The 20,654-nt window shown below is 42.3% G+C and carries 18 protein-coding genes; 5 read left to right on the forward strand and 13 right to left on the reverse strand.

All coding sequences use genetic code 11. The features are described from left to right. Positions 1-6: 6 nt before the first annotated feature. Positions 7-1,191, reverse strand: a complete 1,185-nt coding sequence (gene bktB, locus KUL10_RS07980) for a beta-ketothiolase BktB (RefSeq protein WP_110428378.1) — start codon at positions 1,189-1,191, stop codon at positions 7-9. Between the two features lie 402 nt (positions 1,192-1,593). Here bktB and KUL10_RS07985 point away from each other — a divergent pair, with 402 nt between their 5' ends. From KUL10_RS07985 to KUL10_RS07995, 3 genes are all read left to right on the forward strand, one after another. After that, positions 1,594-2,307, forward strand: a complete 714-nt coding sequence (locus KUL10_RS07985) for a hypothetical protein (RefSeq protein ID WP_110428379.1) — start codon at positions 1,594-1,596, stop codon at positions 2,305-2,307. Positions 2,308-2,670: 363 nt separating this feature from the next. Then, a complete protein-coding gene (locus KUL10_RS07990) occupies positions 2,671-3,579 on the forward strand; it encodes a haloalkane dehalogenase (RefSeq protein WP_110428380.1) in 909 nt (302 codons plus the stop codon). Positions 3,580-3,637: 58 nt separating this feature from the next. Then, positions 3,638-4,867, forward strand: coding sequence for a sterol desaturase family protein (locus KUL10_RS07995; protein ID WP_110428381.1), 1,230 nt, complete (start codon positions 3,638-3,640; stop codon positions 4,865-4,867). A gap of 2 nt (positions 4,868-4,869) precedes the next feature. On the opposite strand, the gene KUL10_RS08000 is transcribed toward KUL10_RS07995, so the two are convergent. Beyond that, on the reverse strand, positions 4,870-6,048 hold the full coding sequence (locus KUL10_RS08000; RefSeq protein ID WP_110428382.1) for a benzoate/H(+) symporter BenE family transporter: 1,179 nt from the start codon (positions 6,046-6,048) through the stop codon (positions 4,870-4,872). Positions 6,049-6,068: 20 nt separating this feature from the next. Continuing rightward, the gene (locus KUL10_RS08005) at positions 6,069-7,517 is read right to left on the reverse strand and encodes a M20/M25/M40 family metallo-hydrolase (protein WP_199509205.1); all 1,449 of its coding nucleotides are present in this window, start codon (positions 7,515-7,517) and stop codon (positions 6,069-6,071) included. A 190-nt stretch (positions 7,518-7,707) separates the two neighbouring features. Here KUL10_RS08005 and KUL10_RS08010 point away from each other — a divergent pair, with 190 nt between their 5' ends. Further along, positions 7,708-8,145, forward strand: a complete 438-nt coding sequence (locus KUL10_RS08010; RefSeq protein ID WP_110428383.1) for an SRPBCC family protein — start codon at positions 7,708-7,710, stop codon at positions 8,143-8,145. A gap of 2 nt (positions 8,146-8,147) precedes the next feature. Here the strand turns inward: KUL10_RS08010 and KUL10_RS08015 are convergent, their stop codons facing one another. Beyond that, on the reverse strand, positions 8,148-8,792 hold the full coding sequence (locus KUL10_RS08015; protein WP_233499747.1) for a hypothetical protein: 645 nt from the start codon (positions 8,790-8,792) through the stop codon (positions 8,148-8,150). A 279-nt stretch (positions 8,793-9,071) separates the two neighbouring features. Here KUL10_RS08015 and KUL10_RS08020 point away from each other — a divergent pair, with 279 nt between their 5' ends. After that, positions 9,072-9,833: a hypothetical protein gene (locus KUL10_RS08020; protein WP_233499748.1), complete on the forward strand. Its 762-nt coding sequence runs from the start codon at positions 9,072-9,074 to the stop codon at positions 9,831-9,833. Between the two features lie 83 nt (positions 9,834-9,916). On the opposite strand, the gene KUL10_RS08025 is transcribed toward KUL10_RS08020, so the two are convergent. From KUL10_RS08025 to KUL10_RS08065, 9 genes are all read right to left on the reverse strand, one after another. After that, a complete protein-coding gene (locus tag KUL10_RS08025) occupies positions 9,917-10,843 on the reverse strand; it encodes a hypothetical protein (RefSeq protein WP_110428385.1) in 927 nt (308 codons plus the stop codon). After that, positions 10,836-11,729 carry an ABC transporter ATP-binding protein gene (locus KUL10_RS08030; protein ID WP_110428386.1) on the reverse strand — a complete coding sequence of 298 codons (894 nt, stop codon included), beginning with the start codon at positions 11,727-11,729 and terminating at the stop codon, positions 10,836-10,838. The genes KUL10_RS08025 and KUL10_RS08030 overlap by 8 nt, the downstream gene beginning before the upstream one ends. After that, the gene (locus KUL10_RS08035; RefSeq protein ID WP_110428387.1) at positions 11,726-12,130 is read right to left on the reverse strand and encodes a GntR family transcriptional regulator; all 405 of its coding nucleotides are present in this window, start codon (positions 12,128-12,130) and stop codon (positions 11,726-11,728) included. The genes KUL10_RS08030 and KUL10_RS08035 overlap by 4 nt, the downstream gene beginning before the upstream one ends. 234 nt (positions 12,131-12,364) lie before the next feature. After that, positions 12,365-12,601, reverse strand: a complete 237-nt coding sequence (locus KUL10_RS08040) for a TIGR02647 family protein (RefSeq protein ID WP_110428388.1) — start codon at positions 12,599-12,601, stop codon at positions 12,365-12,367. 262 nt (positions 12,602-12,863) lie between these two features. Continuing rightward, complete coding sequence (locus KUL10_RS08045; protein ID WP_110428389.1) at positions 12,864-13,628, reverse strand: hypothetical protein; 765 nt, start codon at positions 13,626-13,628, stop codon at positions 12,864-12,866. Between the two features lie 109 nt (positions 13,629-13,737). Then, positions 13,738-14,748: a cupin-like domain-containing protein gene (locus tag KUL10_RS08050; RefSeq protein ID WP_110428390.1), complete on the reverse strand. Its 1,011-nt coding sequence runs from the start codon at positions 14,746-14,748 to the stop codon at positions 13,738-13,740. Continuing rightward, positions 14,745-15,458 (reverse strand): SapC family protein, encoded by a 714-nt coding sequence (locus tag KUL10_RS08055; RefSeq protein WP_110428391.1) that lies wholly within the window; start codon positions 15,456-15,458, stop codon positions 14,745-14,747. Before KUL10_RS08055 ends, KUL10_RS08050 begins: the two co-directional genes overlap by 4 nt. A gap of 67 nt (positions 15,459-15,525) precedes the next feature. Beyond that, positions 15,526-17,085 carry a tryptophan halogenase family protein gene (locus KUL10_RS08060; protein WP_110428392.1) on the reverse strand — a complete coding sequence of 520 codons (1,560 nt, stop codon included), beginning with the start codon at positions 17,083-17,085 and terminating at the stop codon, positions 15,526-15,528. Between the two features lie 110 nt (positions 17,086-17,195). Continuing rightward, positions 17,196-20,174, reverse strand: a complete 2,979-nt coding sequence (locus tag KUL10_RS08065) for a TonB-dependent receptor (RefSeq protein ID WP_110428393.1) — start codon at positions 20,172-20,174, stop codon at positions 17,196-17,198. Between the last annotated feature and the right edge of the window lie 480 nt (positions 20,175-20,654).

Genomic DNA, 20,654 nt, shown 5'->3' on the forward strand with positions numbered 1-20,654 from the left:
ATGTGATTAAAGACGTTCAAATACAACCGCAATACCTTGACCACCACCGATACACATAGTCACAAGCGCATATTTACCACCGATGCGTTGTAATTCATGAATTGCTTTGGTGGCAATAACAGCACCCGAAGCACCTATTGGGTGACCAAGCGCAATTGCGCCGCCATTCGGGTTCGTTTTAGCAGGATCTAAATCAAGTCCTTTAGACACCGTAAGTGCTTGTGAAGCAAACGCTTCATTTGACTCAACTACGTCCATGTCAGCAACAGACAAACCTGCTTTAGCCAGTGCAGCTTTTGAAGCTGGGATTGGACCTTCACCCATAACATCGTTAGGTACACCCGCAACTGCATAAGACACCATTCTAGCGATTGGTGCTAGGTTGTTAGCTTCCGCATAAGATTCACTTGCTAAGGTAAGGAAGGAAGCACCATCATTGATACCAGAAGCGTTACCCGCTGTTACGCTACCATCTTTTTTAAAGGCCGGTCTCATACCCGCAAGCTTTTCAGCCGTTGTGCCGGGTTTTACGTGTTCATCGGTTTCAAAAATAGTTGTACCACGACGAGACTTTAACTCAATCGGTACAATCTGGTCTTTAAAATAGCCAGCTTCAATCGCCGCTGCAGCGCGCGCGTGTGACAAAGCAGCAAACTCGTCTTGTTGTTCACGAGATAAATCCCATTTGCTAGCTAAATTTTCTGCAGTGATTCCCATATGCCCTACGCCAAATGGGTCAGTGAGAGCAGCAACCATCATATCGATCATTTGCGAGTCCCCCATGCGTGCACCAGATCGCATAGCTGGAGATAAGTAACCACCGCGAGACATGTTCTCAACGCCGCCACCAATAGCCAATTGATGGTCACCCAGCATAATCCCTTGAGCCGAACTGACCACTGCTTGTAAACCAGAGCTACAAAGACGGTTTAATGACATGGCTGTTGAGTCCATTGTCATCCCGGCTTGAATAGCCGCAACGCGAGCAACATATGGAAAGCGTGATTCAGTAGGAATAGTATTTCCTAGAATCATTGACTCAAACTTAGCCGCCTCTACACCAGATGATTTGATGCCTTGGGTTAACACCTGACCTGCCAATTCGCATGGCTCAATCCCACTTAATCCACCACTAAACGTGCCGATAGCTGAACGCACCGCACTTAATACCACTACACTATTCACACTCATGTTAATCTTCCTTCGTTGATGTTGGTGATGTTGGGACTTCATACTACTGACATATAACATAACTCTATACAACTTAAGTTTAAAGGGATACTAGGTAGACATTAGTGGTAAGCGATATAATAAATGTGTGCTTTTTTGATTTGTTTTAATATTCTTCGATTACTTCACTGATGTTTTCATCCCTTTAAACTTTTAATAAAAAACAGACTGTTGTTATTGGAAACATCATATTGGATAGTTTGTTGGAACCGGAAAATCTTTCAACCAATAAACCATCGTCAACTTTCTTTACAAACAATAAAGAGCAAAACAATAAAAACACGCAAGTCATTGTTTTAATTATAATTTAAAAGTTGGCCCAACCTTTGCTTTCGTTGGTTAACAAGAAAACGGAGTTAAACCATGAAACAGTTCAAACTATTTATAGCATCAGCAATTATGCTCTTCGGCGCGTCAAGCGCTAACGCAGCATTTATAACCCAAACTGAAACATTCGCCTTCACACCAAATGATCAAGCGGTACTTACATTTGACCAATACGATGGCACGCAAGGAATCTTAACAGCGATTGAAATTATCTTACAGATAACAGCTTTAGGCGGTGAACTGACTGTTGATAATGATGGCGTTTTAGTCAACGGCGACACAAATGTTGAATTAGGCGTTACTGCACTTGTTTCCAGTTCTCTTTCTTTGGTGAATAACGCTTTAGTGTCGATTTTTGCATCTCCTGTTGAAGCTTCGGTTCTTACAACTCTAACCGTGGGACCACAAGATACTGATGCTACAGATTCTTTCCAAAACGATCTTGGCCCGGACAACGCCTCTATAACGAATATTAACGTTACAGAAACAGGCGGTGGATTCTTAAGTAGTGCTACATTTGCGAGTTACACTGGCGCAGGGACTTTCGATATGACAGTTGATGGAACAACAATAGTTGACTTCGACACAGCCAATGGCTTGGCTGGTTCTTTCTCTCCACCTTCACTAGAAGGCTTTATAACAGTAAACTTTACAACTCAGGAACCTGGCGTGTTACCAGAGCCTGCACTTCACGCGGTATTGGGCATGTTCGCTCTAATGCTGGCGGCAAGAGCAAGAAGAAAAGCCTAATTTAAAGATACGATACTCGATTCAAGCCTCCTAATGGGGGCTTTTTTATTTGCGTTGTCTAAATCACTTGTACGCTTAATTTGATATAAAGCGTGATACAAATAGTTCGACACGAAAACACTGTTATATTTATAAAGTGTGAAAGTCCAGTCTTTTTACGCCTCAATGAAGCCGTTTCACTTCAGTGCTGTTAAATTCGCTTGTACCTTACTTTTCTCAGAGTACCTTGCATAAAACAATTACCTTGTCATTCAACTTAGATTAGTTGTTCCCCACTAACTTTCACAAGTTACAATTAAATAACAAAAAACCTATGTAAACGCCCCAATTTTCATTACTCTAGTTTTCAAAAAGGAAAAATTGATGCTAGATTGTATCCGAACACCCGAAACTAGATTTAAAAACCTGCCTAATTATCGTTTTAAAGAAAATTTCATCGAAGTAGATGGCATGCGTATGCATTATGTTGATGAAGGGCCTCAAGATAAAGCCCCTATTTTGATGATGCACGGCGAACCTACATGGTCATATCTATATCGACATATGATACCGATATGCGTGGCTGCAGGACATCGCGTGATTGCGCCTGATTTGATTGGCTTTGGAAAATCAGATAAGCCCATCAAGATAGAAGATTATTCTTATCAAGCACATATGAATTGGATGCAATCATTTATCGACCAACTGGCTTTGAATAACATAACCTTAGTTTGCCAAGATTGGGGGTCATTATTAGGACTTAGGTTGGCGGCTGAAAACGAACAACGATTTAAAGCAATCGTGCTAGGAAATGGTGGTTTACCCACCGGAGAAACGCCTCCACCAAAAGCATTCAAGATATGGAAAGCGTTTGCAGAATATAGCCCTTGGTTTCCAATCGCAAAAATCATTGAGTCAGCTTGCTTTAAAAAGCTCAGCAAAGAAGAGCGACGTGCCTATGATGCGCCCTTTCCTTCTTCAAGATATAAAGCAGGTACACGCGCCTTCCCTAAACTCGTGCCGGTGACACCTGATAACCCGGCAAGCGAAGCTAATAAACAAGCTTGGGAGATACTTAAGCGTTGGGAAAAGCCATTTTTAACCACTTTTAGTAATGGCGACCCCGTTACTCGGGGAGGTGAAAAAGTCTTTCAAAAACTCGTACCCGGTGCTCAAAACCAACATCACCAAAGATTAGTGGGTGGACATTTCCTGCAAGAAGATGCCAGCAATGAATTTGCGAGTGCCGTTAACCAATTGCTCGCCCAAATGAGCAGCTCAAAAGAATGTTAAATTCATGTAAAATAAATTACAATCGCGAGAGTTAAACAAGTAGATATAAAGAAGTAGTATGAGTATCATTCTTTACGCAATACCTGGCTTTTTTTTGTTAATCGCGATTGAGTTAGTTGCTGAAAAGTTGCGCAAGACTAACTATTACCGCATCAACGACGCCATCACCAGTTTAAGTATTGGGGTGTTAAGCAGAGTCTTTGGCGTATTGAAAGCACTGGTCCCTTTAACTATTTATGCTGTTCTTCACGAACACTTCAATATAGTCGCACTAGAGATAAACGTTTGGACATGGTTGGTGATATTCATTGCCTATGACTTTTTTTACTATTGGAATCACCGATTTGGTCATGAAGTCAGCCTATTTTGGGCCGCGCATGTGGTTCATCACTCAAGCGAAGACTACAACCTTACCACTGCGTTGCGACAAACATCAGGTAGCTTTTTCAACTTTATATTTTTTGTTCCACTAGCCTTTTTAGGGGTAGATCCAATCACCCTAGTATCAGTCGCTAGCGTTAATTTGGTCTATCAGTTTTGGGTACACACTCAACATATACCCAAACTAGGTTGGCTCGAGTGGATATTTATCACGCCCTCAAACCATCGGGTGCATCACGCACAAAATCAGATATACCTTGATAAAAACTACGGCGGTGTTTTTATCATTTGGGACAGAATATTTGGCACATTCCAAGAAGAGTTAGCAGATGAAAAACCCATTTATGGCGTGAGAAAAGCACTGAAAAGTTGGAACCCTCTTTACGCTAATATTCAAGTATATAAACAACTCATCAAAGACAGCTTTTACACTGCATCTTGGCTCGATAAGTTAAGAGTATGGTTTGGGAAGACAGGATGGCGCCCCGACGATGTGAGCCAACGTTTTCCAATGGAGCGCGTCGATTTATCTAAATTTGAAACTTACGATACCAAGCTAAGCCCTTTGCAAAAATGCTATGCAATGATTCAATATGTATTTAACGCAGGACTTGCACTTTATTTACTGCTCAACCTAAGTAAATTAAGTGTCGGAACCCAAGTTGCCTTAGCGGCATTGATTATTTTCAGCTCTGTCAGTCTTGCACTTTATATGGAAAACCAAAAATTTGCACATTGGTTGGAAGGCATCAAAATACTTGCATGTTTGATGTTTATCCCAGTAGCTAATAGCTATTACCTGCAATTAGGGTTATTGATATTTGTTTTGGTGAGTTTGGCGATTTTACTTAGAAATACTTCGTTATTTGCTAGCAAAGAAGATAAGGAATCACAACATCAAGCATAAGCTTATACTGCTTTAGGCTTCGCATTGGCATAAAGCCAAACCAAACCAAGCAATATCCCCCAAAACGCAGAGGATATACCAAAGAAACTCAGGCCAGATGCACTCATTAGAAAAGTCACCATAGCTGCATCTTTTTCGCTATCTACTTCTAATGAAGTTTTTAAGCTAGCAGCAATCGTTGAAAGAAGTGCCAAACCGGCTAGTGCTGCAACAAAAGCTTGTGGAAATGCAGCAAATAGACTCACTACAGCTGTGCCAAATATACCCGCTATAATGTTGAAAACGCCTACTGATATACCAGCGATATACCTTTTATCAGCATCCTCATTTGACTCTGTGCTCGTGCAGATAGCGGCAGTAATAGCTGCTAGGTTGAAAGTGAATCCGCCAAACGGGGCTAAGATCATCGTCGTAATACCCGTTGCTGAAATAATGGGAGAGACGGGTTGTGATTGATAACCACTCCCCTTAAGAATGGCAACACCCGGTAGATTTTGTGAGGTCATCGTCACGATAAACAAAGGAATACCTATGCCAATGATAGAGGTAAGCGATAATGTTGGTGTGACCCAAACAGGACTCGCAATAGATAAGCTTAAATGATCAACGTGAATAATTTGAGCAAATGAACAAAAAGCAACACCGACGATTAACACAATTGGAATGGTGTAGCGCGGCGCGATTCTTTTAGCTAATAAAAAGCTAATTAGCATTGAAATGACCAACAGCGGCATATCATTGAGCGATGCAAATATATCAATACCAAACTGAACCAGTATCCCTGCCAGCATTGCGCAAGCAAGTGATGTGGGGATCACCCTTACGATACGATTAAATAACCCAGTCACGCCGACTAAAAAAATCAATAACCCAACGAACACAAAGGTTCCAATCGATTGCGCAATATTGCCATCACTTAAACTAACAGCAATCAATGCCGCCCCTGGCGTTGACCAAGCAATGATAATTGGGCGCTTATACCACGCTGATAGAACAAGCGAACACGCGCCCATACCAATACCCAAGGCCCAAATCCATGATTCAATTTGTTCTCTATCGGCTCCGGCTGCAACTGCTGCTTGAAAAACTATCGCGGCACTGCTTGCAAAACCAACGAGCACCGCAATGAAGCCAGCACTTACAGCCGAAAAAGAGAAGTCCTTAAGTATCTGATTATTCATTTTTTGAGCTTAGTTGTGTTCTATTTCTCTGGCGCTGGCCTTGGGTCAAAATCAGTATTTGCCATATATGTAGTGACCATTGCCCACACCGTTTGATTTTGACGAATATCGTCAAGGTCAATCTTATCAAGGGTATCGTTTGGCGTATGGTGATAATCAAAGTAGTAAGTTCCATCTTGTTTTAAAGCGATGACAGGCACGCCATAATTCGGAAGCATAGACACATCTGGTCCGCCATTGGTGGTATTGTTGCCTAATTCAACGCCCATCGCAGCAAGCGCTGAATAGAGTTCAACAGCCTTGTCTCTTACGGCAGGATCAAAACGCGTGTCAATTTGATAAATCGGCCCTGCACCAAAATCAGACTCTGCGGCCATGATGATATTTTTTAAATCATCTTTATTCGTTCTGACATACTGATATGCGCCTACTAGCCCAATCTCTTCAGCTGCGTATAAAATCACTCTGATCGTGCGTTTGGGTTGGCCAATCGTGTCTTTGATTATTTTTGCAGCGGCAGTCACAATTCCAACGCCTGCACCATCATCAAGGGCACCCGTTCCTTCATCCCAAGAGTCTAAATGCGCTGAAATTAAAACCACTTCTTCTGGTTTTTCTGTGCCCGTAAACTCTCCGATTACATTGTAAGAGGTTTGCCAGCCTGCATCTTTTGCCTGCATATTGATATCTAGTACCACGGCTTCTTCGCCTTCGAACATCGCTTCTAGTACATCTGCATCAGCCGTTGAAATTGCGCCGGCGGGGATTTTTTCAACATCATCGGAATAGCGCATCACACCCGTGTGAGCAAAGCGAGAATTGTCAGTGCCTACCGAGCGAATAACAACCGCTTTTGCACCCAACTTGGCGGCTTCAACTGCTCCCGCAACACGATTTGGAACCACTCTGCCATAAAATTTACCCGCGCGGTCTCTTTGCATTCTAGTGTTTAAGAAGACAACCTTGCCTTTTACTTGCTCAGCGCTTGCTTGTTTTAATGAATCCAAAGAGTCAAACATCACAACTTCTGCTTGGATACCGCTTTCTGGTGTCGCAATTGAGCCACCTAGCGCAGTAATCACTAAAGACTGCGGAAACGGAGCGGTAATGCGCGCATCTGCAAAACCACGTTCCCAGTTACGGACTCTTACTGGCTGCTTGTATACTTTGTCGAAACCAAGTTCGTTGAATTTAGCCTCTGCCCACGCGACTGCTCGTTTGTCACCTTGTGAACCAGGAATACGAGGGCCGACTTCTACCGTTAATGACTTGACGATGTCGTAGGCCAGATCACTTTTTTGACTGGCAGCTTTTGTCATTTCGATTTGTTGGCTGACTTGTTGATTACTGGTGCCATCAGCCGCATTGTTGACTGTATTGGATGCGGTATTAGAAGAGGTGTTACTACAAGCCACCAATGAGGCAGCCAAAAGTGTAGTTGCACCCGCGCGCAGAAAGATTGATTTCATAGTGTTTCCGTTTTCGGTCGTTATTTATAGTTATATATTGTTAGTGATGAAGAGCTCTCGGGTAATATTATACACAATTGATAGTTTATCATTCACGAAATGATGTGTTTTAGCCTGTAAATGCGATCTACACTTGGAGATTAAATGATGCTTTACGTATAAAACGTAGCACCACTGAATAAGGAAATGCATGTTTAATATTTCGGTAAATAGAATCATTGATAAACCCATTCAAGTAGTGTTCGATGCACTGAGTGATCATGCCAATTATCAAACATTCAAAGGTATTGATAAGTCTTCTTTAATAAAAGAAGGCAGCGAAGATAAAAATGGTTTGGGTGCCGTTCGAGAAATTGTCGCAGGCAACAGCACTTTGCATGAGGAGATCGTCACTTATGAGCCACCCACTAAGCTTGGTTACAAAATCACTTATTCAAAACCATTACCTTATGATCATCAAGTGGGTGAGATAACGCTTGAAGAAAAAGATGGTCAAACACACGTCACATGGTGTTCTAAGGGGCACATTACGATCCCGATTTTAGGCACATGGTACTTTGACAAACAAATCGACAAGTTTGGCTCAAGAGCATTTGGCAGCATTTTAAAAACAATTGCGAGTAGATAAGCTTACGCTGCAATACCAAGCTTTTTGAGTCTAAAGGTTTGAAACAGCATCAGCATGCCGCTAAGCGTAAACAAAAGCGCGCTTGCCGAAAACGCAATCAGTAGAGGGTTATTAAAATCCTCTCGTTCATCATAATCCATGATGTGCAACATCCAAACAAAATCAAATAGCCGCCAAATATCACTTCGAATCGACACAAGTTCTGCGCTTACAGGGTCAAAGTATAAAGTCGTTGACCAAGTATCATCGTAAATTAGCTGCCAGACGCTGTTTTTTGCCCGACTGGCTTCCATGGGAATGTCGTTAAGGAGGCTTATTTTTTCGAGTTTGCCTTGTCCAAGGTAATGTTGTTTTGCCAAGGCTCTAATTTGCGTTTGAGAAATAGCATCGAGAACATCGCCAGTTTGCGCGTTAAATAGCTGACGGTTGGAGTGAGTTTGGATGATATAAACAGGTAGCTCTAGCACACTGGAAAATTTGATTTCTATAATCTGTTCGTCAATTTGACCAATAAGCTTATCAAGGCTATACCGATATTCTGAAGCGCCTATATTGTTATTAATAACTTTGTTTGCAAGGTGTTTACCATGGACTTTTTCTAGTGGGATTGCACTCATGATCAAGCCACCCGCGATCCAAAAAAACACTTGAATACCTAGAATTAGTCCGAGCCATTTGTGTAGTTTTCGCGCTTTTTTGAAGATTGTTTTGTTCATCCAATCACATTGATTATTTGCTTCCTTTATTTCCTTACAATAAGGGTTTTAAAGAAAAAGGTAAACCTTAAGCACAAAGCAAGCTAAACCGTTCTACTATTTGAAAAGTAAGTATTCAATATACACAACGCCACTTACTTGCAGAACTTTTAGTACATGCCGATAACCCCTATACTCATAGCTAAGCCTTTATTTGGACTAAATAAATTTATGAAGTTGAATTTTATGACATCAGGTACTCGATTAAAGACACACGTTACTGCTCGCTACTTTGCACTTTTCTGTCTACTGTTCGGCACTCAAGCTATTGCAGGAAACACATCTGGCGTGCATGGCCCAAACGTTGATCCTGACGATCGAAGTATGCAAATACGTGCAGCATTGGCCCCCGCTGACAATGCTTCTCAGCAAGACCAATGGGCATATCGCTACCACTATCAACATTCGTTCAACGATAGGTTTAGAGCTCGTATTGTTGCGCAATATCGTGATAGAGGAGATTTTGAATACGACTTCTTACGCGCTGAGTTCTTATACAACTTTAAAAAGGCTATCGATTCTAATTGGTCCAGTGGTATTCGATTTGATGTGCGCACTCGTCGTGGCAGTCGAGCAGAAGAAATAGCCTTGCATTGGACCAATCAATGGAACTTAAACAATGGCTATCGTTTACGAGCAATTGTTTTAGGTAATTTGCAGGTAGGCGGAAGTCGTTCATCAAATGATTTGGGCGTTGCAACGCGCGCTGGGCTATCGAAAAGATTGGATAACGGCATACGCGTGGGCGCAGAACTATATAATAGTTATGGAAGGCTAGGCGACTTCGGTTCATTCAATGAACAAAGCCATCAATTTGGACCAACAGTCGGTGGTAGCATTGGGGGCTTTAAGTATCAATTGCGTTGGCTTAAAGGGCTTAGCAATGGTAGTCGCGATGATAATTTCGAGATTCGCTTTGATAAGGCGTTTTAAGTATTGCTTGAAAGCTTCACCAAATGATTGAGTACAGCAGGGCGATTTTTCATACCATTCGCCCTGCTGCTAATCATTACAACCTACCTAACACTGTTTTTTCTTACCCAATAGCTTGCAAAAATAAATGCGCTACCAATAAGCAAAGCGAATAAACTAATGCGATGATGCAATACTTCTATAAAAAAGTTAATTGGCATAATCGAGGATGCTCTGTGTGAATCTAGCACCATAAAAACATCTCTACTATCGGGTGTAATCGAGAGGTAAGTAGCGATTTTCGTTGCTATCTCCCAGGTTTGATAACTAAACACAAGGCTGAGCAGCACTTCTGTTATCGAAAGCAATACTAAAGGTATAACCGCAATTAAAAACGGTGACTTTTTAGCATAGGCTGATGCAAGCATTAACCAAGCTATTAAAGGGAAAAGCCAAAGTGCATACAAAATTAAACCATAGCCTGCACTCAAAAATGAACTTAGCGTATGCCCACCAACAAATAGCGACCAAATATCTGAGACATTAAAGTTCGACGAAATCAACCCGATGATGCTCATTACCAACATCGCAACGATAGATAATATCGAAGCAATCATTATCGAAACAGCGGGAATCAATAGCGCGGCCATCAACAACTTAACGCCTATTGTTTGCCCATCGGACACCGGCATTGACCGCCAAAAAAAGACAGATTTATCTCTTCGCTCATCATACAAACAAGATAATGCGTAATAAGCTTGGATAAAAAAGCTAATCACCAAAAAAGTACCAAATACACTCGCAAGTGACATTTGAGTGACACTTGCTTGCATGCCCTCAGCATTTATCTGCTCAATAGAGGACACCATACGAGTCTGTTGATACTGGTTAAGCGTGAACATTTCAAAAATAAAGACAGCAAGAAAAATTGCACCTACCACTAAGGGAACCCCAACAATCGACTTCCTAAACTCCCAAAACTCTTTGTAAATACTCATCTTAATTTGTTGTATTAAAAGGCTCTTATCCATGATTCAGCTCCTCTTTATCGCTTTTTTGCCCCGCTAATCCAACAAATACATCAGCCAGACTTGCTGTACTTAATTTTCCGAGTGAAGGTAATAAATCCATTTGCTCAGCACTGAGATTAGTTAAATCGAGCAGCATACTTGTCATGCCCATCAGGCTATTTGTGAATAGCGGCTTAAGCAGTGTAGCGTCTTCTAGCTTTTCATTATCAAGGGCTAGTAACTTGTACTGTGACTGCAAGTCTTCAACGCTTTTTGAAAGCGCGATGCTGCCTTGGTTGATAAATGCTACATTGGATAATATGTTTTCCACTTCTTCGATTTGATGCGTTGTGATAATGATGCACTTTTCAGGCGAATAGAAATCGTCAAGCAAATGAGTGTAAAACTGCTTTCGAGTTAATATGTCTAATCCTAGCGTTGGCTCATCTAAAATCAGTATCTTTGCATCAACTGCCATGATCAAAGCAAGGTGCACTTGTGCTTTCATGCCTTTTGATAAACTCGATACTTTTGAATGGTATTTGATGTTTGTTTTATCAAGAAAAGAGCGTGCTTTTGCTTCATTAAAGTTAGGGTGTACCCCTTTCATGTATGTGATTGCTTGTTCAACTTTAATCCACTCAGGCAACACCGCGACATCAGCCACATAGGCTAAATTTTCTAGCAGTTTATGACGCTTATGATTTGGCTTTTGCCCCAACACTTCGATATCGCCTTCGTATCCGATCAACCCCATTATTGCTTGCAGGCAAGTTGTTTTACCGGAACCATTAGGGCCCACAAGCCCCCAAATTTCGCCTTCACGGATGTCTAGATCAACACTTTTAAGCGCTTGGTGACCTTTATAGTCCTTACAGAGGCCTTTTATTGTGATTACACTATTCATCGGGCTTGCTCCTCTTGAGGTCTGTAAGACGTTGCCGACCCACTTGCTAATGCATCGCTAGCTAAAAGCTCATCTGGACTCAATTCAAGTCTCTTAATTTGCTCTAAAACAAGCGGCCATTCTTGCACTAAGAAACGTTGCTTTTCTCTTTCCATCACTAACTCCCTTACACCAAGCTTTACAAACAGTCCCTTTCCTCTTTGCTTTTCGACAAGCGCCTCATCCTGAAGCATTTGGTAAGCCTTCGAAATAGTCACTGGATTGATTTGATATTGCGCCGCCACTGCTCTTACAGAGGGTAACGCTTCCCCCTCTTTTAAGTGCCGGTCTAAGATACGCCCAATGACCTGTCGGTATAGTTGCAGGTATATTGGCGAGTCGTTGTCCCATTGAACTGTCATGGTTTAACCTCTATGCCTATGAATAAATTATAGTGTGATACATCACCAACACACCAATATTTAGTGTTATACCTCACCAACACACTAAGTGCAAATGTTTTTTGTCTAAATTTTATCCATACATTCAAAGTGAGAGAAAAGAAAGGGCGGAGACGAAGACAGAAAAACGTTCAGAAGATAGTTAATGCTTGGTTCATCAATACCTAATAAACCAAGCATTGTTATAAATACGCACTAATTTTTGGTTAATGCAATATGTAGCTTTTGCGCATGCTCCGCCAACTCAAGGCCCAAGTCAGTTAGGTAGCCACCGTCAGCTTGTGTGATCACGCCTTTTTCATACAAACTTTGAGCTGCACTTAATACTTCTTCACCGGCATCATGATGCACTTTGATACCTTGCATTAAGCTTTTATCTGGAAAAGTTAAGAGTAAATTGAGCTCGCTTACTTGATTTTGGTTCAATTGCATAGTTCACCTCGTTTCACTTTATTAAGGATTAAAAAACGAATTAACATTTTATTTACATTAATTTAGGGTACTCTGATTTTCAGAAATTTGCATGGAAATTATTAAGTTTTTTAGCGTTTTTATTGACCAATAAAAATATCATTGTGGTTGTTAACTTCAAGCTAGTAAAAAACACCACTTGAATTAAACATGGTGACTTATTAGTATTTTTTGGGCACAGCGCTTTGGCTTAGCTTTCAAACTTAATCACTATGAAAACTAGCTAGCAGTCCTTTATTTCTTGATCCGTCACGCGCATTTTACCCAGTGCACTAAAGTCAATCTGGTAAAACTCGTTACCATTGCTGGTGCCATTCGTTGTACTAAGTAGCTTATTGAGTTCATTTGTAATAGGTTGAACAAGTTCGTGATGTTTTTGGTTCAAGTAATGGAATGTCTGAACTTTGCACAAATAAAAGATTCGCCAACGTTTTGTATCTTCGAAATAATGATGCCCGAGCAAGACATCGCTTAAGATCATCGCCTGTACTCTACTTCTATCAAAAAGCCGTTGGACCGTCTGGCGATTCTCAACAAAATCAATGTGCATAGGCAAAGTGTAGTCTTGTAGGTATAAGTTGAGAGCAGCATAACCGTTAACAGTGGCTGCCTTGCTGATATTGTATAACTCACAGTCACCGCATTGTAATTTGTCAGCAACGATCGTCACTTTGAAATCGATAATAGGCACATTCACTTTAATCAAGTTGGGAAAGTGAATTGTTTGCTCGGCGACGCGCCCTTGCAAGCCATCGAGTCGGCCAAGGTTTGCTTCTCGGTAGCTTCTGCTCAAGGGCATTTTTTTATATTCCAAGCTAATACCCAATTGCTCGTATGCTGTTTTTATCAGTTTTGTTGCTTCTTGGTGAGGCTGATTATCTCCCAATTGATCAAAGATCATTACTTTAGATTGGGAATATGCAAAAGTAGGCAATAGCACGCCAAAAAAGACGACGTTAATTAAATACAGATTTTGCCTAAAATACATTTCACCCAACCTTTTTTATTCAGTGCACAAAGTGACCGCTTAAAGCTTAGAATACTTTCTTATTTTGTCGTTTCTTTGTTGTTTTTTTAAGCGGAAAGTTGGCTTGTAACTAACGATTCAATGAATTCATCAGCATTGCTCTAAGTTTTCGCGCAATCAAAGGATTTGTTTCAGACAACACTCCCAAAGCATGCTCAGGAATATGCAATTGTGCTTGTGGATTAAAGATGTAGTAATCAAATATATGTTGCCAAGCCTGTCGTTGTGCCACAGGCAGTTCTCTTATCGCTAGCATAGCGTGAAGCAGAGCATCGTTGGGAACGCCGATATGGTCATCGACCTGTCGCCACCAATAGTTGATTAGTACATTGAATTTATCCATTGCCTCAATGTGATGCCACCAATTTGCGGGAATATAAAGCGCATCACCTACGCTTAGTTCAGCGACTTGTGCATGCTTAAGCGCTTGTTTAAAGCGCGGATACTTTTCAAAGTCAGGTGCATGAAAATCAACTAGGCTTGCGGGTTGCCCTGCGGGTGTAAAATCAATGGGGCCAATATATAAATTACTAATTTGTTCTGGTGGGAAAAGAGTGAAACGTCGCTTACCCGCCACGACACATGCGATGTTATCTGGCGCGTCATAGTGCGCCGAAATTCGACTTTGATTGCCCATCCAAATACTTGCCAAAGCTTTGTCCGCTAAAAACGTCAAATCGTTTTGTGTACGTAGTCCCGGAAACGCATGATCGATAGCGGTTGATCCCACGTAATATGTCGGTGGACACTCAAGCCCTTCTACCGCATTTATATCTTTAAAAACTGCATTTAAGGCGACTTGACTGCGAGTAAAATTAAAACCGGTTAAATCGTCATTGTAAAACAATCGGCCTTTAACGGTTTCATCAGCATACATCAGATGCACTGGCTGATTATTATAATGCTGGATAAGTAACTGTTGAATTGTTTCAGCGCCTTGACGAGCGGCTTGCACCAAAGGCCAGTGTTCAATAAAATTTTTGATGACCAAAGGTGCCGCTGTGTCTAACAAGCCTTCAGGCATCCCATCTGAAGCGCTTAATTCAATAGACTTGATTGGTGACAGCTCTTCAAAAATCATGCTAAGCGAGCATTCTTCTTTTCAATGAGTTTACTCAAATTTGCGACCGAAGCGATCAACATGTAGATGTGCTTTAAATACCCTTTTTGATGAAGATCATAGATTGCTTCAGCCGTCAGCATCGCTAAATTATCTTCATTTATCGTTTGCAAGGTTTGAATTTGAACCTTTTCTTTGTTGTTTAATTCAATATTTAAATCAACTGGCTCTATTAATTTGTATGCTTGCAATACGCCCACAAAGGCTTGAACCTCTTGATGTCCGCTGTGCAAAGCGTTTAGGATACTGCCCACCTCTTGCAGATAACCAGATTGGCCTCCGTGTGGCATAAATACACTCTCACCTTTTTCTTCACTGATGCGAGGGCTATCCATGTCGACGTGAACGACGGGGGCTTGCTGGCCATTTTGATTTTGAAAACCAATCAAAAAGGGTCTGCGTTTAACACTTAGCGGAAGATAGTGGGCATGCCATCCGTTTTCATCTAAGTATAGATTCTCTGATTCAGCTAACCCTTGTAAAGCAACCAGTTCAAAGTCACCTGAGCTTTCACTTTGACGAAAAAACAAGGGATAGTCAGCCTGAGCTGCCGCAATCTCGGACAAAATTAGCCCTGAATAGCTTTGCGTATCGCCATAATCAGGGTGTTGTTGGGTAATAACTTTTAGGTTTTGGTGAGTGATATTGTCCAAAACTTGATGATTAGGCATGATGCTTCCTGTTATTCGTTATTTTTATTTTGTTGCAACTAAGCAAGTTCGTTTCTTAACTAGATAATTAAGAAGCCATCCTTAAACCCTGCTGCTTTATCATATTAATCAAATCGCGATGACTTGGTAAACCGTTTAATAATTTTTGTGTCAAAGCATGATTTTTTTGCATGTGTTGTTCGGCTAATTGTTGATTCATTGAGCGCCTAAGCGTTGGCGGATTTTTCGTTTTAAAGCCCATGCCATAAAGCACATACTGATAGCTCGCAGAAGGGAACACTTCATCAACGTGCGTAAAATCTTGATGCCAAGGTGACTGATACTGCCATAATTCAAGCAGTTCGCTAAGCTCATTAGGAATGGTTTCGGCACGACAATTATCAATCCAATAGTCACTGTCGGTGCGCTTGGTCAACACGTAGTGTAGCTTTAAGAAATCAATAATGCGGTCCCAACGATAAGTGAACTTGTCGTTAAAACGTTTTGCAACCACGTTCATCGTGCCTCGTGTCGCGGGCATTTGTTCACTGATCATCGCGGCTGACAGCTCAACCAATACCAAGGCAGACGCCTCAAGCGGCTCTAAAAATCCGGCTGACAAACCAACGGCAACACAGTTTTTATGCCAAAACTTCTCTCGATGACCGGGTTTTATATCTATCTTTCGAACATCTAAAGACTCAGCAAGATCAGGCCTAGACAGTGCGATATAGTCTCTTAGCTCTTTTTCAGCATGTTCGTCATTGGTATGGGCACTGGAAAACACATGGCCAACACCGCGGCGCGTAGGTAAACCGATATCCCATACCCAACCAGCTTTTTGTGCTGTCGATACGGTATGACTCACAATAGGGCTCTGTTGGTGTTCGTAAGGAACATGAGTCGCAAGCGCGGTGTCGTTGAATAACACATCCTTGCAACTCTTAAAGTCTATGTTGTAGTGCTTGCCTAAAAGTAAGGAATTAAACCCTGTGCAATCGATAAACAGGTCACCTTCGATATCACCTGAATGCTTGGTTGAAACCGATTTTATGTCGCCTGTTTCATCATTGTTAATGGCCACCACATGGTCTAATACATGATGAGCACCCAATTTTTGCGTGCAGTGACGCTGTAAGAAATTTGCGAATTTGCCCGCATCTAAATGATAAGCATAATTAGCGATGTGACCATATTCTGGGGTTGAAGCTTGTTTAGGTGCTAAGCCTTGCTCACAAATGTGACTTTGAAAACACACCGCGTCCGCAAACGAGACTTTGTCTGCATGCGGTTGCCAAAAAGGAGCAAGATTCACTTCACTATAACCTTGAGGAAGCACCAACGGGTGATAGTACGCATCATCATCTTCACCGGTCACCCACTTGGCAAACTTTGCACCTTGCTTGAACGCTGCGTCACATTCGCGCACAAATTCAGTTTCGCTAATACCGGCCTTTCTAAGTGTGCCTCGCATCGTTGGCCACGTTCCCTCACCAACGCCAATGGTCTTCACATCAGGTGATTCGACAAGCGTAACGCGCATGCCATTTTCGGCATTAGCACAATGCTCTGCCGCGATCACCGCACAAGTTAACCAACCTGCCGTGCCACCACCTACGATCACGATATTTTTGATTGCTTTATCCAAAACTCACCTCAGTTTAATGCCTAGGTCGCGAATTAAAAATCATTCACTTTAAACGATAAAAGGGCCAAGTTTGTTCAACAAACTTGCCCCTTTTTCATTACCCTACAAAACTACTCAAAGGAATAACGTAGACCCAAGGCGTAACGTGCGCCATATTCTCTAGCAAATAGGAATTGGTTGCGGTAGCGCCCGTATCCTTCTTCAACTTCATTGGTAATATTGTAACCTTCCAAGAAGAACGTTAAGGACTCGGTATGACTGTAGTTAATGCTGAAATCAGTAATGTTAGTTTCTGCAACAAACTGAGGAGGCGCATCAGCCGAACCTTGCGTTTGTCCAACACCTAACAAATAACTATCACGCCAAGCATGGGTTAACTTAACTGACCATTGCTCATCTTCATAGAACAACTGCACGTTAGCAGAATCACTTACTCCGGTTAATGGCGCTTGCACCGACAAGTCATCAACATCAAATTCTGAGTCAGAATTAACAATTGTCGTATTGAACGAAGCACCAAATCCACTATCACCAAACACATGCTGAATCGCAAACTCAATACCATCAACGGTTTGAGTATCTGGGTTATTAACCGGTTGAGTCACTTGCCACTCGACCAAGGGATCATCTGCATTTTGGCGCACGATTTGGGTTTGACAACAATCATCATCCACACCACCACCGTCGGCAATAATGCGCTCCCAAATAGCGGTCACGGTCGGTTGCACGCCTTCAGCTTCAAGCGCGGCTATTGCTGCATTTGCACGCGGTCCAGCAAACGGGTCGCGCAGACCATCAAAGGTCACAATATTAAGTCCTTGGGTGATGAAGTTTTTCACGTCTTTGCGGAAGTAACCTAAGGCAACAGAACTTGCTTCGCCGTAGTACCATTCCCAAGTGAAATCTAAATTCGTAGACTCGAAGGGCTCTAGACTAGGATTACCCGCGCTACCTGTACGACTACCTGGTTTAGGGTTGGGTGATAAACCACGACCTGCAATCAGCGAACCTAGCGCAGAACGAGAAATTGTTTTACCCCATGATGCCCTGACAAACATGTCGTCTTGGATCTCCGCTTTGATATCTAAACTAGGTAATAGCACATCGTGCTCACCTTCGCCTGATACAAAGTTGTCTTGCCCCGGTTGAAAGCGCAACTGCCACTCTGTAGGGTTAGACCATACTAAGAAGTCCTCTGCGCGTTGAAGATTGTCACTTTCTACTTCAGTCTCTTCATAGCGAACGCCCAAATTCACATCTACAGGTCTATCAAACGCTTCAAAGTACATCGTACTGGCGAGGTAGACTGACTGCGTTGACTCTGTTAATGAACTTTCAGAGATTTGACCATTTTCATTAAACGGGTCGGTGGTAAAATCGGGGAAGAAAGTCGCAATTCTGGATAAAGCTTCGCCTAGGTTCCAATCGTAGTAGTAATTGGTTGCCTCGCCATCACCTCTCGCAAATTCGCCCAAAAAGCCGTTTGCATCAACACGTGTAAACATCTCATCAGGGAAAATAGCTTGGTTGCCATTGTAGCCATTAGGCCCTTGGTTACCGCTGAAACCAGCACGCCCTGAGAAGGTTTGTTCGGTGTGCGCCAAACCAAATTTAACATTCGTCAAAAACCAATCTTTAGGGTTGATCCACTCAGAGTGGAACTGAGTTTGTTTAACTTCAGACTTACCAATACCACGGCTGAACTGAGCAAACAAGGGGTCAAAATCAGCAGGATTTGCTTCGTCGGCGCGATCAGGCCAAGTCATGCTAAATACTGGGACACCACCGCCGGTAAAGTCATACGTCTTATCAACGATATTGTTGGGACCTAAGATGAGCAATGAAGCGGCATTTGTACCATCATCCAAACCGTTATCTGTCTCTACTTTAGAATCGTGATAATCAAGCTCTAACCTAAAGTCATCAGTTGGGAACCACTCAAAGTTAAAACCGATTGAATCTTGTTCAACACCCGTTGTATTTGACGTACGCGAATGTGCAAAGTCGTTTTGTATTTCGGTTAAGCTTACTGCTGTGCCGTTTTCATCTAGTTCGTACGAAGAAACGTTGCCACCAAAGTTAAACCACACACCGTAACCAAAGCCCTCGGTTGCCGTGGTGGCATCTGCCACCATGTAATCCGCCGTCAGTGTCATGCTATCGGTAGGCGCATATTGCAAGGTTAAGTGCGCATTTGTGCGCTGACGTAGTACATCGTTGACATCGTAAGAAAGCTGACGTGGCAAAAAGGTATTTCCAATGCGACCGTCGCTAACGGGATCTTGTGCAGTATCTTCTTCAGGTGTGGCTGCTTCTGGGCGAGGGTCAATAAAATTGGTCGCCGAATTAAAAGGCCCCGTATTGGCTTGCCAGCCCGGAATATTTGCACTTTCTTGTCTAAAAGAACGCTCTTGATGCGAGGCTGAAAGCGAAACACCGATTGTGTTGTCCGCAAATGTTTGACTGTACAAAGCAGCGATTTCAGGCGTGACATCATCACCTAATGTATTTGACTCATCAATAAGGCCTTTTGCAGATACAGAGTACTTTAAACCTGGGCTTGCAAGTGGTTTGGCGGTAATAATATTAACGGTTGCACCTAGACCACCTGAGGGCACATCAACTCTTGATGACTTATACACTTCAAGCGCACTGACGCCTTCTGAAGATAGGTTTTCAAGGTTAAATGAACGCGAATTACCCGTGCCTGGCATTTGCCTGCCATTGAGTGTCAGTAAGTTAAACGAGGGACCAAAACCACGCACGGTAATTTGGCTACCTTCGTTGTTACTTCGGCTAATTGTGACACCCGTTATTCTTTGCAAAGACTCCGCTAGGTTAGTGTCTGGGAACTTGCCCATTTCTTCGGCAGATATAGCATCCACAATACCAGAGGCTGCTCTTTTTATATCTTGCGATCGAGCCAAGCTGCCTCTTATGCCGCTGACTTCAATAATTTCAACGGTATCATCAAAGTTTGCACCTTGAGTGCTAGCGTCTTGCGCAATTGCGGGAGTAACCGCCATTGCCCCCATCAACAAAGAGATGGTGGCAGACAATCTATTTTTTGAAAATGTTGTATTTTTCATAGTATTCCTACTGGGTTGACAGGCCCTTTTGCTAACATTTTGCTTGCACTTGTTATTTAATTGCGTCGCAAAAGGGCAATGGTTAATGGGTTCGTTTATCTCAAGACTTAGTCTCTTAAAAACACGACATTGTCTAATCGATAAACGGCGCCAGCACCGGTCTGCCAAAGAGGGAAGACCATTACTACATCAATTGCCGTTACATCTAGTCCTGCATCAGCCAGTGTGAGTAGGTCAAACGTGTATGTTTGCCATTCACCCACAACCGGCTCTGCACCTTCCATGCTATCTGCAAGCGGAAGCTCAGCAAACGAAGTGTTTCCGTTGGCTTCCATCTTCATTAACCACGTAGTTTCACCTGCAGTAGGTGCTACGATTTTCATTTCGAACTGAAACTTACCCGTCGCTAAAATACTTTCTGCATTGTAGGGCGTGCCGGCATCTCGGCTGTAGAAGCCCAAAACAGTTCCATTGTTATCA

It is taken from the genome of Glaciecola sp. KUL10, assembly GCF_003203515.1.
GTDB lineage: Bacteria > Pseudomonadota > Gammaproteobacteria > Enterobacterales > Alteromonadaceae > Glaciecola.

Bases quoted from the DNA above. Each gene is read 5' to 3' on its own strand.
- bktB (WP_110428378.1), bottom strand. From the start codon at position 1,191: ATGAGTGTGAATAGTGTAGTGGTATTAAGTGCGGTGCGTTCAGCTATC.
- KUL10_RS07985 (WP_110428379.1), top strand. From the start codon at position 1,594: ATGAAACAGTTCAAACTATTTATAGCATCAGCAATTATGCTCTTCGGC.
- KUL10_RS07990 (WP_110428380.1), top strand. From the start codon at position 2,671: ATGCTAGATTGTATCCGAACACCCGAAACTAGATTTAAAAACCTGCCT.
- KUL10_RS07995 (WP_110428381.1), top strand. From the start codon at position 3,638: ATGAGTATCATTCTTTACGCAATACCTGGCTTTTTTTTGTTAATCGCG.
- KUL10_RS08000 (WP_110428382.1), bottom strand. From the start codon at position 6,048: ATGAATAATCAGATACTTAAGGACTTCTCTTTTTCGGCTGTAAGTGCT.
- KUL10_RS08005 (WP_199509205.1), bottom strand. From the start codon at position 7,517: ATGAAATCAATCTTTCTGCGCGCGGGTGCAACTACACTTTTGGCTGCC.
- KUL10_RS08010 (WP_110428383.1), top strand. From the start codon at position 7,708: ATGTTTAATATTTCGGTAAATAGAATCATTGATAAACCCATTCAAGTA.
- KUL10_RS08020 (WP_233499748.1), top strand. From the start codon at position 9,072: ATGAAGTTGAATTTTATGACATCAGGTACTCGATTAAAGACACACGTT.
- KUL10_RS08025 (WP_110428385.1), bottom strand. From the start codon at position 10,843: ATGGATAAGAGCCTTTTAATACAACAAATTAAGATGAGTATTTACAAA.
- KUL10_RS08030 (WP_110428386.1), bottom strand. From the start codon at position 11,729: ATGAATAGTGTAATCACAATAAAAGGCCTCTGTAAGGACTATAAAGGT.
- KUL10_RS08035 (WP_110428387.1), bottom strand. From the start codon at position 12,130: ATGACAGTTCAATGGGACAACGACTCGCCAATATACCTGCAACTATAC.
- KUL10_RS08040 (WP_110428388.1), bottom strand. From the start codon at position 12,601: ATGCAATTGAACCAAAATCAAGTAAGCGAGCTCAATTTACTCTTAACT.
- KUL10_RS08045 (WP_110428389.1), bottom strand. From the start codon at position 13,628: ATGTATTTTAGGCAAAATCTGTATTTAATTAACGTCGTCTTTTTTGGC.
- KUL10_RS08050 (WP_110428390.1), bottom strand. From the start codon at position 14,748: ATGATTTTTGAAGAGCTGTCACCAATCAAGTCTATTGAATTAAGCGCT.
- KUL10_RS08055 (WP_110428391.1), bottom strand. From the start codon at position 15,458: ATGCCTAATCATCAAGTTTTGGACAATATCACTCACCAAAACCTAAAA.
- KUL10_RS08065 (WP_110428393.1), bottom strand. From the start codon at position 20,174: ATGAAAAATACAACATTTTCAAAAAATAGATTGTCTGCCACCATCTCT.